This window comes from Nostoc sp. CALU 1950 (assembly GCF_051172895.1).
GTDB classification, from domain to species: Bacteria; Cyanobacteriota; Cyanobacteriia; order Cyanobacteriales; family Nostocaceae; genus Nostoc; species Nostoc edaphicum_A.
In genome coordinates this window covers 34,765-51,169 of sequence record NZ_JBDNJQ010000039.1, presented here as the reverse complement: position 1 = coordinate 51,169, position 16,405 = coordinate 34,765, and the positions used below count along the sequence as shown (strand labels likewise).

Below are 16,405 nucleotides of genomic sequence, written 5' to 3'. Positions count from 1 at the left end.
CCTCTAATTCCATTTGGTTTGCGTTCTCTCATATCGCTTTTAGTCTAAACTCCAGTCCCAATCCAAAATCTAAAATCCAAAATTGTATGTTTTATGTCTAGAGATTTTATTGTTTTTATAGTATTTTTTACTCTTGTAGCTGTTGTTGTAAATGTTTTATATTTTCAATGAAAACAAAAAAAAGAACAACAGAGAAGTGACAAAATAAAACTTATTGCTGCTCAGTTAACAATGAACTTCTTATCAGAAGACAGTAACAACATCATGCAGCATTTACATAATTTTAGACTATTCAAGCAAGGAGGGATAAAGCTAGTTAAAAATATATTGTCGGAAGAAAAAACAAACTTTAAAATATACATATTTGAATATAGATACTCAATATCTAGTGCTAAAACTAGACACGAACCTTGGCAAACAGTAGCTTTTTTCTATGACGACAATATGCGTATTCCTAAGTTTTTGTTAAAACCAAAAGGAATTTTAGACCAACTCAGTCATTTTTTAGGATACCAGGATATAAAGTTTGAAAAATATCCCAGATTTTCTGAACAATATCTGTTACGTGGTAGTCATGAGGAAGGCATTCGCCAGATATTTACTGACAATGTAGTTAATTTTTTTGAAGGCAAAATAGGATTTTACCCAGCTATACAAACAACACCATGTCTAGAGGCAGATGACGCCTGTTTGATCTATTACCGTGAAAATGTACGTCTTGAACCAGAACAGATTGAATTGTTCTTACAAGAGGGAATGGAAGTTTTTGATTTATTTCGAGCAAAAGTATCCGACGAGTAAAGGATACTGTCAAAATTATCCCAAACTGAATAGCTTGGCGATCGCAAGTAATAATTTATTACCCGCTTCAACCAGGGATGCGATCGCAGATAAACTAGAAAATATCCCTTTCAACATGGTGATTGCGGTTTTTGCTCTGAGTTGCGTCCTCGAAGATTTTGCCCGGAGAAATCTAAAGCTATGTTCCACTTTACGGAGGTGAGCAAATTTTAATACACGCTTACCCCTGTAAATTCAAGAATAGTTAGATATATTTCTAAGTTGAGTTGTTTAAAAGGCGCAACTTCGAGGTTCAGAGGCTCAACATTGAGGTTCAAAGACGCGATAAATCGCCGTCTCTACAATAATTAGTCCTTTGTAGAGACGGCGATTCATCGCGTCTATTGCTTTAACCGAACAGTATTATCTACCTAACTTATTCCTCTGCAACCCAGGCACCATGAAACCCATAAGGCACTCGCTGAGGAATTATTACTCGCGCTACGGGTTCAGCAGTTACATCTTGGGCATTCACCACTACCAATTCGGAAGTATCTGAATCCTCATCATGGACGAAAGTCATAAGCCAACCATCATCTTCAGCCGTTGCACCAGGACGCGGCGCAAACACAGCTTCACCGCCATAGCGTCCTTCCCCAAATTCATGGGTTTGGGATTTTCCACTGCTGAAGTCGTACTTAATAATACCTTCAAATAAAGGTAGGGGACTGTCTGCCGCTTTGTTGCTGTAGCCATATCGGGTTTTTCGCCCCAATAGGTTTTCGTTGACGCGAGGAAATTCGGAAGCTACATCATCCAACATTTCTTCATGTACTGTCCCCGTGCTGAGGTTAAATCGCCAGCGATGTAAACGGGGGATATTTGCTTCTGGGTCTGGTTGAGAATCATCTAAACCCAAAACAGTAGTAGAAGTCATGCGACAGGCAATCAGCACTACTTCGTCTCCGTCTTCGTAGGCGTTGAGGGTATGGAAGACGTAGCAAGAGGGACTTTCAAACCAGCGGATATTACTGTTGTCACCGTGACGTGGTACAATCCCAAAGCGACTGGAGCGATCGCGCTCAAACATCATTACAGATTCTCCTCGTTGCGCTCTTTCAGGATTAAAAGTCAGCGGCAAATCCATGAAAATTGTGTAGTTTTCAGTGATGGCGAAGTCGTGCATCATCACCCCTATGGGCAGTTCAATTGGCACTGTCCGCAACAGTTCGCCTTGTGCTGAGACTACACTATATTGCAGGTACGGTGGCACAAACACAGAGTAGCCAAAGAAGATCATTTCGCCTGTAACTGGGTCTACTTTGGGATGGGCTGTGAAGGCAGAAACCAGCTTCCCATTGTAGCTATACTCGCCAATGGTTTCTAATTCAGGCAGTTTGATGGCGTGAGGTTTACCACCCTCATTCAGCGCCAACATTTGACCGGCGTGCCACACTAAGGCAGTATTGGCAGTATTTTTGTAGCCACCGTGAGGGTTATCCATTTGCGGTGGTTCTAATAACCCACTCCAGATAGCTTTACCCGCTTCTCGTTCTTTTTTCCATCCGGCTGTCTGCACGTAGCGGTTACGATAAGTGGCTATGCCGTTGCTAATTTGCACACCATGCAACATTCCATCGCCATCAAACCAGTGATATTGACCGATGGGTGTCCATTGAGGGTTAGGGCCATTCCGCACAAACATCCCCGATAGTTCAGGTGGTAATTCACCGATAACTGACAATTTGTCAGTGGTGATTTCTTCACGGATTGGAGCGAAGTTGCGATCGAGATATGGATTGACTGCTATTGTTGGCATTGTTTTGATTTAAATATACATTTGGGTTTGCTATCAATGCCCACGGATAAATTTTGAGGGCGTTGGGGAATTTTTGCAATCTGTCTACAAATTAAACCTTTTTCTCTAACTGTTTAATTCGTTTTATTTGCAGCAGGTTCCACTCATCATCAGAAAAGGGTGTGCTAAACCAGGTATCTAATATTTCTTTAGCGATCGCTTCTGTAGTAGCACGTAAACTTAATACAAGGACATTCGCATGATTCCAAATTCTTGCCCCGCGTGCCGTCTCAGCATCATGGCACAAGGCTGCACGTATCCCAGAAACTTTGTTGGCGGCAATAGATGCGCCAGTACCAGTCCAACAAAAGACAATTCCCTCATCTGCTTTCTGGGTTGCCACTGCCAAAGCAACTTTACTACAACTAAGAGGCCAATCAACTTCAGGATCACTCTCGGCTAGGGAACCGAAGAGTATAACTTCATGCCCTCGCTGCTTAAGTTCTTCCAGTACCCTATCGGTAAGGTTGGTGCGTTCATCACTGCCAATAGCGATTTTCATGCATTCCCCTTTGAAATTAGTCTTCCCCATCTCCTCATACTACGATGTTTATAGGAGACAGGGAAGAATTACAAATTACGAATTAATCCTCAGCTTTTGTTGAATATACAGCAGTGTTACCATTCAATGACACTGCTTCTGCTTGTAGTTCTTGACGCCGATTTGGTTTGATAAAACGCTCTGTTGTCGTCTTAATTACAATATACAAAATCGGGACTACAAACAAACTCAAGAAAGTCGCAATTAACATCCCTCCAAATACTGTTGTTCCTAATGATTGACGACTTCCCGCCCCGGCACCTGTGGCAATAGCTAGCGGGAAAATCCCCAATAGTGTAGAAAAGGCAGTCATCAAAATTGGACGTAGACGCTCTTGTGAAGCCTCAATTACTGCTTTGGTAATCGAAAGTCCTTGATCTCGCAATTGGTTAGCGAATTCCACAATCAAAATTGCGTTCTTACTAGCTAAACCAATCAACATTACTAGACCAATTTGACAGTAAACATCATTAGCAAAACCCCGCATTGATTGAGCTATCAGCGCTCCAAAGATAGCTAAGGGAACTGATAACAGAATGATAAAAGGGTCAACGTAGTTCTCGTATTGAGCAGCTAGTACCAAAAACACAAAGATTATTCCTAATCCAAAGATCAGGGGTGCTAAACCACCAGAGTCTATTTCTTCTAATGCAGTTCCTGACCATTCATAACCATAACCTGCGGGTAAAACTTCTTTAGCAACTTGTTCCATTGCTTTAATTGCGTCTCCAGAACTAGAGCCAGGAGCGGCGGAACCATTAATTTCAATTGAACGGAACAAATTGTAGTGATTTATCGTTTGCGCTCCCACAGTCGAAGTAACTGTGACTAAGTTACTCAAAGGAATCATTTGATTCTTTTGGGAACGAACGTACAGTTTACCAATATCCTTGGGGTTAGAACGAAACTGTTGATCTGCCTGGATATATACGCGGTAATTGCGCTGCTGGAGATTGAAATCATTTACATATTGTGATCCCAAGGCAGTTTGTAATGTACTGAAGATATCATCTATAGAAACTTGCAATGTCTTAGCTTTATTACGGTCTACTTCCACAAGTAATTGTGGTGTATCTGCGGCAAAAGTACTAAATACAGCTTGTAATCCTGGTGTTTGATTGGCTTTACCCAACAACTGACCCATCGACTGCACTAGACTTTCTAAGCCACTGTTACCTCTGCGGTCTTGTAGTTGAAAGACGAACCCGCCAAAGTTACCTAAACCCTGAATTGGCGGTGGATTCACAGGGAAAACCCTGGCTTCTGGAATTGCCAACAACTTCCCTTGCAAGCTGCCAATAATCGCTTGTACTGATTGATTGGGTCTTGAACGTTCTGCCCAAGGTTTTAAAGTTGTAAAGATGATGCCACTATTGGCGGTACTACCACTAAAACCAAATCCTCCCACGGCGAAAGTCCCTAGTACTTCTGGAACTTGCAGGATTTCTTTTTCTACCTGTGCCATGACATCGCTGGTATATTGCAGCGAAACGCCTTGGGGGCCTTGAATAATTGTGAGGAAGTAGCCTTCATCTTCGTCTGGGAGAAAGGCTGTAGGTACTGTGGTGTAGAGCCAAGCAGTCATACCCAAAGAGACAATAAACAACCCAATTACGACGCTTTTAAATCGTGTGAGAAAGGTAAGCGATCGCTCATAGCTTGACCTTACCCATTCTAGAAACCGATTAATCAGGTCAAACAACCAGGCAATCCACCTGGGAGGTCTTTGGTCTTGACGCAGCAGCACCCCACACAAAGAAGGTGTTAGGGTCAAAGCCAAAAATGTCGAAATCGCAATGGAAAAGGCGATCGTTAGCGCAAATTGCCGATAAAGTGCGCCTGTAGTTCCCGGAAAAAACGCCACTGGCACAAACACCGCCATCAACACGAGTGAAGTGGCAATAACCGCGCCAAATAGTTCCGCCATTGATTCACTAGCGGCTCGGCGAGGATTTATCCCTTTATCCTGAATAAAACGGCTGATTTGTTCCACCACGACGATCGCATCGTCTACCACCATCCCCGATGCTAAAGTTAGACCAAACAAAGTCAAACTATTAATGGAAAAGTTAAAAACTTTGATGAAGGCAAACGTCCCAATTAGTGCTAAAGGAATAGTTAGCGCGGGAATTAAAGTGGTTCGCCAATCCTGCAAGAACACAAAAATTACAATCACCACTAACACCACCGCTTCAATCAGAGTCTTGATCACTTCTGCCAAAGACTCTTCTACAAAGGATGTTGTGTCAAAAGCTACTTGATATCGCATCCCTGGCGGAAAATTCGGAGCCAATCGCGCTATTTCGGCTTTGACTCCTCTAGCTACATCCAAGGCATTACTGCCAGGAACCTGATAAATCCCTAAACCGACAGCATCGTTGCCACGAAATCGTAAAAATGAACTGTAGTTTTCTGCACCCAGTTCGGCTCTACCTACATCTTTGAGCTTAACTAAGGTGCCATCCTCTTGAGTTCTGAGGACAATTTCTTCAAATTCTGATGGTTCTGCTAATCGGCTGACAGCACGTACATCAAGTTGATACCTTTGTCCTTCAGGAGCCGGTTCTTGTCCAATTCTCCCTGCACCGACTTGCAAATTTTGTTCGGATAAAGCATCGGCTACATCCTGAGTTGTTAGTCCGCGACTAGCAAGGCGACTCGGATCTAACCACAAACGCATTGCATAGCGACGTTCACCAAAAATTCGTGCGTCACTTACACCTTTGACTCTTTTTAAGGCATCTGCTAAATAAAGGTCAGCATAGTTGCTTAAAAATATATTGTCGTACTCTTTATTTTCAGCGTATAAACCAATTGCTAAAAGAATGTTGCTTGACTCTTTTGATACCTGCACTCCCGTGCGTTGTACACTCTCTGGTAGTTGTGGTTGAGCAACAGAAACACGATTTTGCACATCCACAGCGGCAATATCTTTGTCTCGTGAAGAATCAAAGGTGGCTGTAATGGTACTAGTGCCATCGTTACTGCTGCTGGAAGTGAGATATCTTAGTCCCTCAATCCCGTTGATTTGCCTTTCTAAGATATTTGTCACTCCGCTTTCTACGACTTCGGCACTAGCTCCGCTATAGTTGGAAGTCACACTGATTTGGGTAGGACTAATTTCTGGGAACCTAGCGATCGGTAGTGTAGGAATACTGATTAATCCTATTAAAAGGATAACGATCGCACAGACCGACGCAAAGATTGGCCGCTTAATAAAGAAGTCAACAAACATAGTTTAAAAAATTGGGGATTGGGTATTTGGCATTGGGTATGGGGCATGGGGCATGGGGCATTGGGCATGGGGCATTGGGAATTGGGCATTGGTTATTCTCCTTGTCTCCCTCATCTCCCTCATCTCCCCCTGCTCTCCCTACTCCCCTACTTCCCCCTGCTCTCTCATCTTCAACTAAGGCTTCCGACTACTTACTTGTTCCGGTGCAGGAGTGATGGGAGCGCCATTGGTTAGGTTGAGAATACCGGAAACAACAATTTTGTCCCCAGCTTTTAATCCTTCGATAACTTGATAATTATTCCCCTCAATAACTCCCAATTTCACGGGCTTTTGTTGAGCTACTAAAGATGGCGCTCCAGCTTTGGGTTTTTCTGCCGGTGCTTCAGCTTTAGGCTTTTCCTGCGGCGCTTCAGCCACAAACACAAAAGTCTCTCCACCCAGGCGAGACACTGCTGTAACTGGAATTAAGATTCCCGGACGTTCGTTCCAGATGACTTTGGTTTGCACTGCCTGGCGATTAACCAGTTGATTTCTGGAATTACCAAAGTTGGCTTTAGCCAAAACTGTCTGCGAATCTGAACTGGCATTTGGAGAGATAAAACTCACTTTACCAGTAGCGATGGGTTTGCCTTGGGTGTCCAGCATTTGCACAGGTAATCCCAAGCGTAACTTTTTGGATTCGGCTAAGGGAACGGAAATATTCAGTTCTAAAGAGTCATTTCTAGTCAGTGTAGTGAGTTGATCTGCTTGTTGCACATAATCTCCCACCTTTGCTGGAATATCACCAACAATACCGGTGAAAGGTGCAAGGACTTTTGTGTATTGCAGTTGAACTTGAGCAGATTTGACTTGGGCCGCTGCTTGAGTTACTTGCGATCGCGCTTGGGCAATTTCTTCTGGGCGAGAACCATTTTCTAGTTGCCTTAAGTTTTGCCTCTGTTGTTCCAAAGCACCACCTAGCTCATTGATACTAGAATTTCTGCTTTGGCGGAGTTGGTCTAGGCGTTTCTGAGCTACAACCAGGGCAGCTTCAGCACTTTCCTGTTCTTTGACATATCCTTCTAAGGTATCTTGGGAAACTGCACCCTCTTTTCTTAATTGTGCGTATCGCTTGGCTCGTGACTGTGCTAGTTCCACATCAGATTTAGCTGACTGAATTTGAGCTTCAGCCTGAGCAATTTCTTCTGGTTGCGATCCCGATTGGGCATCTCGAAAGCGAGCTTGGGCTTGGGTTAACTGCGCTCTAGCTTGGGCAATTTCTTCTTGTCGCGTACCGGCTTGGAGTTCAGCAAGCCTTGCTTGAGCTTGTTCTAATCCGGCTTTTGCTTGTGATAATTGAGCTTGGACATCATCACTTTGCAGGCTAAGAATGACTTGCCCTTGTTGAACACGGTTGCCCTCTTGGATGAAAATCTGGGTAACTCGTCCGTCAACCTGTGGTCTAATGATTACCGAACGTGGAGCCTCTAAGGAGCCAATAAACTCCGAACTTTCCTGCACGGTTTCAGTTTCCACAGTTGCTAGCTTGACGGGAATTGCCATCGGTTGACCAGCTGCGGCCCCAGCAGGTGCATCGCTAGCGCTACTAGTTTGCCACCAGCGCCAACCAAAACCAACACCTGTAACTAACAAAACAATTCCCAAAATTAGGGGCCAACGGCGTTTTTGCGGTGGCTTAGGCGATCGCTCCAACAATGGTTGTGATTCTTGATTAGAATCATTAACAGCAGGCTGTTCTATTTCAACGGGCAGGTGAGAATCAGGGAACTCAGAATGGGACATCTTCGGTTTCTCGTCTTATGGATTTAGACTTGGGCAATCTACTCTTCGCTAAAAAAGCATTGTTTGAATAGTTTTTTAGCCCTTGTTTCTTGATGTTGGTGCCAAATCAAATATATATTTGGGTATTTGGGCGATCGCTCACTATGTCTAGCACCTCAAACAAAAAAATATCGTCTATCACTTTATAGTTAATTTGTAAATTACTTAACTCCTGTCAATTTTTTAAAGTGTAATTTATAAAACTTTTTTAGTCAGTGTAAAATCAGAGCCTTAACTCTAAGAGAAAACACGATTTATCTTGTTGCAGGTGAATCAACTTAACCTCCAGCCTCTTTCAATGGCAAAGTGCTAATACCGCGCACAAATAAATTGACACAAGTTTCTATGTAACATTGACGACTGTAATCTAATGTGGTGGGGATATCGCTAAAACGCAGCATACCGTGAAGCAACATAGCCGTGAAACTATCTACAGATGCTTTCAAATCTATATCTGAGGACACTGTGCCCTTCTGTTGACTGTTTTGCAAATACACAACCAGCTTTTCGCGCATCGATTTGTTAGCTTCGTATAACATCAGACTGGCTGCTTGGGGGTGTCGCTTCGCTTCTCCAATCAATGTCCGAATCAGGTCTTCATGCTCCTCCATCATCTGGTTGCAAAGCCTTGCATAATTCTTGAGGTCAATGTACAGGTTTTGAGTCCAGTCCTTGTGATCAGCTAAGGTTTGGGATTGGGAAGCGATCGCTTCGGTAATCACAGCAGCTAGTAGTTGCTCTTTGCTCTGGAAATGACGAAATAAAGTTACCTCGTTGACCGCAGCAACACGAGCAATTTCTCGCGTTGTAGCTCCTGTTAAACCTGCCGTTGCAAACACCTTAGTTGCCGCTTTGATCAAGCGTGCACGAGTTTGTGCCGTCCTTGATGCTAAGTTTTCCATGAGGGTTTGCAAGCGCTTGCTTGCACATGTAAGTGCTTGCTTGCATTATAACCACATAGAAGACGAGATTGGTATAAGTTACAGATGAGTTTATCGGTCTTTATTCATAGTGAATAGTGATCTTAGGGAAGAAAAGCATAGGGAGCGATGCCTTCTGAGGCTTGTCTGCGACACGCTGCGCGTAGCTTGCTTCGACCTAGGATTACGCCTACGCTGATTAATCCAGCTCTATTAATCAAGGTTACGAGTTTCATCAAGTTATCCTCACCAAGAACGACATGCAATCAATCAGTGTTCTCTAGAGTCCTATTTTTTAGCAGTCTCAACTTCCTACACTTAGGTCACCCGATCGGTTGATTTTTAACTCACCCGAATGGGTGATTTAATTTATCCCAATCAGGGTTTTGTCTGTGCAGTCGCCTGGTGTTCGCTAATTAAGCGAGCATTCCTCAACAGCCTTCAACCATCTACAACTGATTCCTTAGAATCCAAATCCGGCAATATCCTCAGAGTAGATTTTCGGTTAGTAACAATATAAGAAAGCAGCCCTTCATACCGATCAAGTGCTTGCTCCAACGAATAGTTTTCTTCGGCAAACTGTCTTCCTGTATTACCAAGCCTTGCCCCTAGAGCAGGATTAGTATATAAATCATGCACCGCAGCAGCCATTGCATCGGGTGATTCTGGCTCAACAATTATCCCACCACCACTGAGTTGAATTGCTTTCGCAGCAGTACCAGTGGCAGGAACAGAACCCACAATCGGGCGACCACTCGCCAACAGCAGTGGTATTTTTGAAGGCATATTGAACGAAATCACATTATGCTTTTGCACAATCAGCCCTACATCAGATGCTGCTAGCATTTCGGGAAGTGTTTCTCGTGGCTGTAACGGTAGCAGCAAAACATTATCTGCTCCATTTAAAAGACAATATTCCTGCAACCTTTGCAATGCTCTTGATTCGCCGACGATCACAAAGACAATATCCTTGATATGACGCAAACAAACTGCTGCTTCTATTACTGTTTCTAAACCTTGTGTTAGAGCAATGTTGCCCGAATAAAGTACAACAAATTTACCATTGAGTTGATGGCTAGATATCCAAGAGTTGTTCTGTTTCGGTAAAGGGCGAATGAAATTTACATTCACCCAATTGGGAATACAAACGATTTTATTAACAGGTACTCCCTTATTCACTAAATTGTCACGAAACCCATCAGCGATGACACTAATAGTGTGTGCAGTCCGATATGCAAACTTCTCTAGGATTGCAAGACTTCGGATCATCCACTTGTTTTTTAATAGTCCGATACGTACCGCAGCTTCTGGTAAAATGTCTTGCACATTCAGAACTACCGGGCAGTTGTATAACCAACCAAATATTGTTACTGGCAACGTACCGAATAGAGGCGGAACCGTTAAGATAATCACATCCGGGCGTCCGCCTTTAAAGACTTGGGGTAAGCTCGTAAAAATAAAACTCAACTCCAACAACAACCGATCTATGAGGTTAGGTTTAGACTTAATTCGCAGGTAACTTCGCTGAATGGTGACGCCATTTTTTTGCTCAGTAATATACCACTTACCCCGATATCCATCGTAAATTTCGCGCTGAGGATAGTTGGGCATTCCCGTAATCACTCGCACTTCATGACCTCGCTTTACTAGTCCTTCTGCCAATTCAGTCATTAATGGAGCAATTCCAATCGGCTCTGGATGATAGTTGTAGGAATAGATCAGAATGTGCATGAGCTATTTGTGAATTTTGTAAAGACAGCTTGAGATCAGCGGACTTATTGCTAATTTCAGTAATGGCTGCCACTTTTATTACTTAATTTAAGTTTAATGATTTGTTGATTAAGATTGAATTAAGCCCTGTTTATAAATTTTCTGAATAATTTTAATTTTAAAAGATAATTTTTGTATTGCATAAAAGACTTAAAAATTAAAATTTCAGACTATGTAAACACTTTAGGCTCTTTATAAACACAGACCTTAGATTTTGGTGATGATCACAATAGTTAATTTGCTAGCTCCTGAATAATGCATAATGTCTAAATTTAAACTTCGGGGATTGTAGCATTATATTCAAGCTTGTGCATATAACCCTCATACCGCCCTTTCAACTGGCACATGAAGTATTTTTAACCAAGTCATTAGTGACTGCTCGAATACTTGTTGACATAAGTATTCGAGCGATCGCGAACTGATAAGGCTGAATAATAGACTCACCAACTCACTTAACCATTGGAGCTAGAATAGAGATTCATTAAACTAAAATTGGCAACCTCTAACTAGGAAGCCCTACTTTCTAGCAAGAGGCTTGCTTTTTCTTCAGAGATGAGCCTACACCCAATATCCCAAATGCCAGTAAACCCAACATAGAAGCAGGTTCAGGGACTTTGGATACCTGAATAGAACCAGAATTTTGATCTAATGTTATAAATGCTGTCTGTTGATCGATATCCTGACGTAAGGACAAAGAATCACCAACGGTTCCCTGGAAAAAATATTCTCCGATTACACCCGTCCCTCCTGCTACATCAAAGGGGCCAAACAAGGTATGAGTGGAAGTATCAAAGTTGAAAGCGAAGAAATCAGATTCTGAGACTCCACCAGAAACGGTGTTATAAGTTCCAAGCAGATTATTAGATGGATCTAAGAAAGAGACATTCAAGGATTGTAAAAAATTGGTCGCTCCACTACCACTTTCTGAAATAATTGTAGGTGCTGTAGTCTCGTCGTAGCTGAATGAACCTATTGCTGAATAACCAGCATTACCTAGCCAGTTGAAGTTTAAATCAATAGCTTGGGCTGGGTTGTTAGCACTAGCTGCGATCGCAACACTAAAAGCAGCACTGGTTGCTGTGGTAACAGCGATTTTGGCGAAAATATTTTTCATTGTCATAACTCCAAAATTGAGTGACATGATGCATTGATATATGCATCACACAACACTAAGCTTAAGATAGAAATATGTATACGTAAATACCGCATAAAACTACGCCAAAAATTGTAATAAATCAATAAAGAGAAACACTTTTTTGTGAAGTTTTACATAAAATCTCAAGTTTGTAGCGATGTCTTACGACAAGCGGCTTTGCATCTACGCTCGTTTCTATGTAATACACTCTAACCTCTTCCCTAAAAAGCTATACCTATCAAGCATTACGGTATGATTTTAAGTATTTTCCCTGTCTGTAAAAATGCAGTCAATTCATTACCTGTTACTAATTACCTATAAAAAATAAATATGAGCGATGCTTTTAGCCGACTCGCACCCTTCATCCAAGAATATATTTATCATCACCAGTGGACTGAATTACGGCCAGTTCAAATTGCCGCTTGTCAAGTCATATTTGATACTGATGCTCACTTGCTAGTTACTGCTGGAACTGCTGCTGGTAAAACAGAAGCAGCCTTTCTGCCAGTTTTGACTCTATTACATGCCAACCCTGCTGCAACCATAGGGGCATTGTATATTAGTCCAATCAAAGCTTTGATTAATGATCAATTTGAGCGTCTCAACGACTTACTCAAAGAAGCAGATATTCCCGTTTGGCACTGGCACGGTGACGTTTCGCAAACTCGAAAAAATAAGCTTTTAAAGAATCCTCAAGGCATTCTCCAAATTACACCAGAATCTTTAGAAAGTTTGTTAATCAACAAAAATAACGACCTACTTCGCTTATTTGGTGATTTAAGGTTTGTCATCATTGATGAAATTCACGCCTTTATGGGTTCAGAACGCGGTTGTCAAATTATTTGCCAATTACAACGTTTAGCAAAGTTGACGCAAAAACAACCGCGCCGTATTGGTTTGTCAGCAACTCTTGGTGATTACTCAATAGCTGAAGAGTGGTTGCGTTCAGGAACAGACAAGCCAGTTATTACACCGAAAATCGACAGCATAAAACGCCAAATAAAACTAGCTGTAGAACATTTTTATATTAATGATGAAGTAGATGAATCAGAGGCGACAGATGATGAACAATATATTTTCAACCTTAGCAAGTCTCGCAAATGTCTAATATTTGCTAATAATCGCACGCGTACTGAATCTGTAATTGCATCTTTACGAAAAATTGCCACAGAACAAGGACTACCGGATATATATCATGTACATCATGGGAGTATATCTTCTAGCTTGCGGCAATCTGCTGAAAATGCAATGCGTGAATCCAACAATCCCGCTGTTACCGCTGCCACTCTGACTCTAGAATTAGGCATAGATATCGGTCATTTAGAGCGAGTTATTCAGTTAGAATCACCCCTCTCTGTAGCTAGTTTTTTACAACGCTTGGGACGCAGTGGTAGAAGAGGTGAAGCTGCTGATATGCGCTTTGTCTGTGCTGAAGATCAGCCATTAGCAGAAGCTTCTCTACCAGAGCAAATCCCTTGGCAACTTTTGCAGTGTATCGCTATTATTCAACTTTATTTAGAGGAGAAATGGATTGAACCAATCAAAGCAATTAAATATCCTTTGAGTTTGCTTTATCACCAGACAATGAGTATTTTAACAGCAACAGGTGAAATTTCAGCTAATGCTTTAGCTAAACAAATTTTTAGTCTGCCGCCCTTTGCTGCTATTTTAAAAGAAGATTTCCAACTATTGCTACGCTATTTAATTGATATTGGTCATATTCAGCATACCGAACAAGGTAAATTAATCCTGGGTTTGGCAGGAGAAAAGGTGGTGAGGAAATTTCAGTTTTATGCTGTCTTTGCTGAACAGCAAGAATATATTGTTAAGCAAGGTGCAACAGAAATTGGCAGTATCGTCACGCCGATTCCGGTTGGCAATCAATTTGCTTTAGCTGGGAGAACTTGGGAAGTCTTAGAAGTTGACTTTAAAAAGAAGGCTATTTTCGTTAAACAAACTGAGGGTAAAGCTAGTATTTATTGGCGTGGTGGTAGTGGTACTATTCATACCAAAGTTTTACAACGAATGCAGCAAATTTTATTGGAAAATTTTGAGTATAGTTACTTGCAAAAAAATGCCTTGCAACGATTACGCCAAGTTCGCCAGTTGGCGCAGCAGGTTGGATTAGATAAACAGAATATTTTGCAACTGGAAAAAGGTAAATGTTGCATTTTTCCTTGGATGGGTACGGTTGCTTATCGCACCTTAGAAAGATTACTCAACTCCTACTGCCGGGAATCCTTGGAAATTACAAGTATTGGCGGAGTAAATCCCTATTATTTGACAATTAAATTAGGCAAGAATAAATTTAAACATCTTTACAATGAAATTGCTTCATTGTGTGAACAAAGAATTACCTCAGAAGATTTAGTCAGTACTTCAGAAGCACCAGAACTTCAAAAATATGATGGTTTTATTCCTCATCCACTTTTACGGAAAGCTTTTGCTCACGATTATTTGGATATGAGGGAACTCAAACAGCAAGTGGCAATGTGGAGAGAATAAACTAATCTGTCTTTAAGTTGCATAATCCTTACCTCAGAAAGACGCTCTTTCGCAGAGAGTGGGAGACACCAGTAGCCCCAAAAACAGAGTTTTTGAGTTTACGTATTTTTCCTGATTTCAGTGCTTCTTGAAGGTGACTACGATAGAGCGCATAACAAATATGACATACATTCAATTGTGTGGCGTGTTATGACTCAACTGTAAATAGTTAAACTTATTGGTTAATTTTGATAGAAAAGTAGGTTGATACAATCAAACTTCAAAACTAGCCAATTCAAAAATTAAATAATTACTGGTGAAGTTTTTATAAACAATCAGCGCCATAGCTGATTAATTTTTTGTTGCTATTTAAAAAATTCCCAATTATTTTAAATTAACAATAAAAAATTTGCTTAGTTTGTGCATCAATTTGCTATAAATAGGAAGAAAAATTATGGCAGTTTCACTAACAAAAGGACAAAGAGTTTCACTTGAAAAAGTTGCTCCTGGCTTAACAGATGTCTTTATTGGACTTGGATGGGACGTTAAGGCTACAGATACAGGTTATGACTTTGATCTAGACTCCTCAGTGTTCATGTTGGGTATTAACGAAAAGCTTATTTCTGATAACCACTTTATTTTTTATAATAACCTCACAAGTCCTGATACTGATAAATCGCTTCAGCACATGGGAGATAATCTTACCGGTGCAGGTGAAGGAGATGATGAAGTCATCAAAGTTAATCTCAAACAAGTACCCGCAGATGTTCAAAAAATAGTTATTACTGTAACTATTCATGAAGCACAGCAACGTAATCAGAACTTTGGTCAAGTTAAAAATGCTTTTGTGCGTATTGTAAATGCTCAAACAAAGCAAGAAGCAGTCCGCTATGACCTTGTTGAAGACTACTCTGTAGAGACAGCATTAATCATGGCAGAACTTTACCGTAAAGACGGTGAATGGCGTCTTAATGCTGTCGGATCAGGCTATCAAGGTGGTTTAAAATCACTACTTGAACGCTATAGCTAATAGGTCTACTAGAAGTCTCTAAGATATTCTCTAATGCTGACATAAAGCTGATTTCAGAAAACTATATTGCTCTATATTTGATATTTTTTAATAAATCTCAAACTTGAAGATTAAAAACATTAAAGTTATAGAGCAAACCTTAGATTTCATCTTGTAAATTACATATACTTTGAAATAAATTACATGGGAATTAACTTACAAAAAGGACAACGCATATCACTTTCTAAAGAAGCTCCTGGGCTAACAAAACTGATGTGCGGACTGGGGTGGGATCTAGCAAAACGTTCGGGTGGTGGTTTTTTTGGCGCTTTTAGTAACGCTCCAGACTTTGATTTAGATGCCTCTGTAATCTGTTTAGATCAAAATGGCAAAATAACAGATATAAGCAATCTTGTTTACTTTGGTAATCTATCCCATAAATCAGGAGCTATTACCCATCTGGGTGATAATCTCACAGGTGCGGGAGAAGGTGATGACGAGCAGGTTCTTGTAGATTTAGCTCGACTACCAAAAGAGATTGTAAAATTGGTTTTTACAGTTAATATTTATGATTGTATTACTCGGAAGCAAGAATTTGCACAGGTAAAAAATGCCTTTGTACGCCTAGTCAATACATCTAATAATCAAGAACTCGCTAAGTATCATCTATCCGGTTGTGAATATAAAGGAATGACCGGAATGGTTATGGCTGAAATTTACAATCATAATAACGAGTGGAAATTGGCAGCTATTGGCAACGGTATTAACGTTAATGGTTTGGAAGGACTTGTGAAAGTTTATGCTTAAGTACATCTTAAGTTACTCAAATCCATAGCAATTCAGAATCAAATT

Annotated in this window: 11 protein-coding genes; 4 read left to right on the top strand and 7 right to left on the bottom strand. The window is 41.1% G+C overall.

The window, feature by feature from the left end:
* Window positions 1–231: 231 nt before the first annotated feature.
* Window positions 232–801 (top strand): hypothetical protein, encoded by a 570-nt coding sequence (locus tag ABF638_RS13385; protein WP_435023172.1) that lies wholly within the window; start codon window positions 232–234, stop codon window positions 799–801.
* A 415-nt stretch (window positions 802–1,216) separates the two neighbouring features.
* Here ABF638_RS13385 and ABF638_RS13380 read toward each other — a convergent pair whose 3' ends face one another.
* The 7 genes from ABF638_RS13380 to ABF638_RS13350 form a co-directional block, all read right to left on the bottom strand.
* Entirely contained in the window at window positions 1,217–2,599 is a 1,383-nt protein-coding gene (locus ABF638_RS13380) for a carotenoid oxygenase family protein (RefSeq protein ID WP_435023171.1), read from the bottom strand.
* 91 nt (window positions 2,600–2,690) lie between these two features.
* Window positions 2,691–3,140: an RpiB/LacA/LacB family sugar-phosphate isomerase gene (locus tag ABF638_RS13375; protein ID WP_435023170.1), complete on the bottom strand. Its 450-nt coding sequence runs from the start codon at window positions 3,138–3,140 to the stop codon at window positions 2,691–2,693.
* An 82-nt stretch (window positions 3,141–3,222) separates the two neighbouring features.
* On the bottom strand, window positions 3,223–6,414 hold the full coding sequence (locus tag ABF638_RS13370; RefSeq protein WP_435023169.1) for an efflux RND transporter permease subunit: 3,192 nt from the start codon (window positions 6,412–6,414) through the stop codon (window positions 3,223–3,225).
* Window positions 6,415–6,588: 174 nt separating this feature from the next.
* Window positions 6,589–8,196 (bottom strand): efflux RND transporter periplasmic adaptor subunit, encoded by a 1,608-nt coding sequence (locus ABF638_RS13365; RefSeq protein WP_435023168.1) that lies wholly within the window; start codon window positions 8,194–8,196, stop codon window positions 6,589–6,591.
* 317 nt (window positions 8,197–8,513) lie between these two features.
* Window positions 8,514–9,137, bottom strand: a complete 624-nt coding sequence (locus tag ABF638_RS13360) for a TetR/AcrR family transcriptional regulator (RefSeq protein ID WP_435023167.1) — start codon at window positions 9,135–9,137, stop codon at window positions 8,514–8,516.
* Window positions 9,138–9,596: 459 nt separating this feature from the next.
* On the bottom strand, window positions 9,597–10,886 hold the full coding sequence (locus ABF638_RS13355; RefSeq protein WP_435023166.1) for a glycosyltransferase family 4 protein: 1,290 nt from the start codon (window positions 10,884–10,886) through the stop codon (window positions 9,597–9,599).
* 562 nt (window positions 10,887–11,448) lie between these two features.
* On the bottom strand, window positions 11,449–12,039 hold the full coding sequence (locus ABF638_RS13350) for a PEP-CTERM sorting domain-containing protein (RefSeq protein ID WP_435023165.1): 591 nt from the start codon (window positions 12,037–12,039) through the stop codon (window positions 11,449–11,451).
* 351 nt (window positions 12,040–12,390) lie between these two features.
* Between ABF638_RS13350 and ABF638_RS13345 the strand changes: the two genes are divergently transcribed.
* From ABF638_RS13345 to ABF638_RS13335, 3 genes are all read left to right on the top strand, one after another.
* A complete protein-coding gene (locus ABF638_RS13345; RefSeq protein ID WP_435023164.1) occupies window positions 12,391–14,565 on the top strand; it encodes a DEAD/DEAH box helicase in 2,175 nt (724 codons plus the stop codon).
* 433 nt (window positions 14,566–14,998) lie between these two features.
* On the top strand, window positions 14,999–15,574 hold the full coding sequence (locus ABF638_RS13340; protein WP_435023163.1) for a TerD family protein: 576 nt from the start codon (window positions 14,999–15,001) through the stop codon (window positions 15,572–15,574).
* A 183-nt stretch (window positions 15,575–15,757) separates the two neighbouring features.
* On the top strand, window positions 15,758–16,360 hold the full coding sequence (locus tag ABF638_RS13335) for a TerD family protein (RefSeq protein WP_435023162.1): 603 nt from the start codon (window positions 15,758–15,760) through the stop codon (window positions 16,358–16,360).
* The last annotated feature ends 45 nt before the right edge of the window (window positions 16,361–16,405 follow it).

Bases quoted from the DNA above. Each gene is read 5' to 3' on its own strand.
- ABF638_RS13345 (WP_435023164.1), top strand. From the start codon at position 12,391: ATGAGCGATGCTTTTAGCCGACTCGCACCCTTCATCCAAGAATATATT.
- ABF638_RS13350 (WP_435023165.1), bottom strand. From the start codon at position 12,039: ATGAAAAATATTTTCGCCAAAATCGCTGTTACCACAGCAACCAGTGCT.
- ABF638_RS13380 (WP_435023171.1), bottom strand. From the start codon at position 2,599: ATGCCAACAATAGCAGTCAATCCATATCTCGATCGCAACTTCGCTCCA.
- ABF638_RS13370 (WP_435023169.1), bottom strand. From the start codon at position 6,414: ATGTTTGTTGACTTCTTTATTAAGCGGCCAATCTTTGCGTCGGTCTGT.
- ABF638_RS13365 (WP_435023168.1), bottom strand. From the start codon at position 8,196: ATGTCCCATTCTGAGTTCCCTGATTCTCACCTGCCCGTTGAAATAGAA.
- ABF638_RS13340 (WP_435023163.1), top strand. From the start codon at position 14,999: ATGGCAGTTTCACTAACAAAAGGACAAAGAGTTTCACTTGAAAAAGTT.
- ABF638_RS13335 (WP_435023162.1), top strand. From the start codon at position 15,758: ATGGGAATTAACTTACAAAAAGGACAACGCATATCACTTTCTAAAGAA.
- ABF638_RS13375 (WP_435023170.1), bottom strand. From the start codon at position 3,140: ATGAAAATCGCTATTGGCAGTGATGAACGCACCAACCTTACCGATAGG.
- ABF638_RS13355 (WP_435023166.1), bottom strand. From the start codon at position 10,886: ATGCACATTCTGATCTATTCCTACAACTATCATCCAGAGCCGATTGGA.
- ABF638_RS13360 (WP_435023167.1), bottom strand. From the start codon at position 9,137: ATGGAAAACTTAGCATCAAGGACGGCACAAACTCGTGCACGCTTGATC.
- ABF638_RS13385 (WP_435023172.1), top strand. From the start codon at position 232: ATGAACTTCTTATCAGAAGACAGTAACAACATCATGCAGCATTTACAT.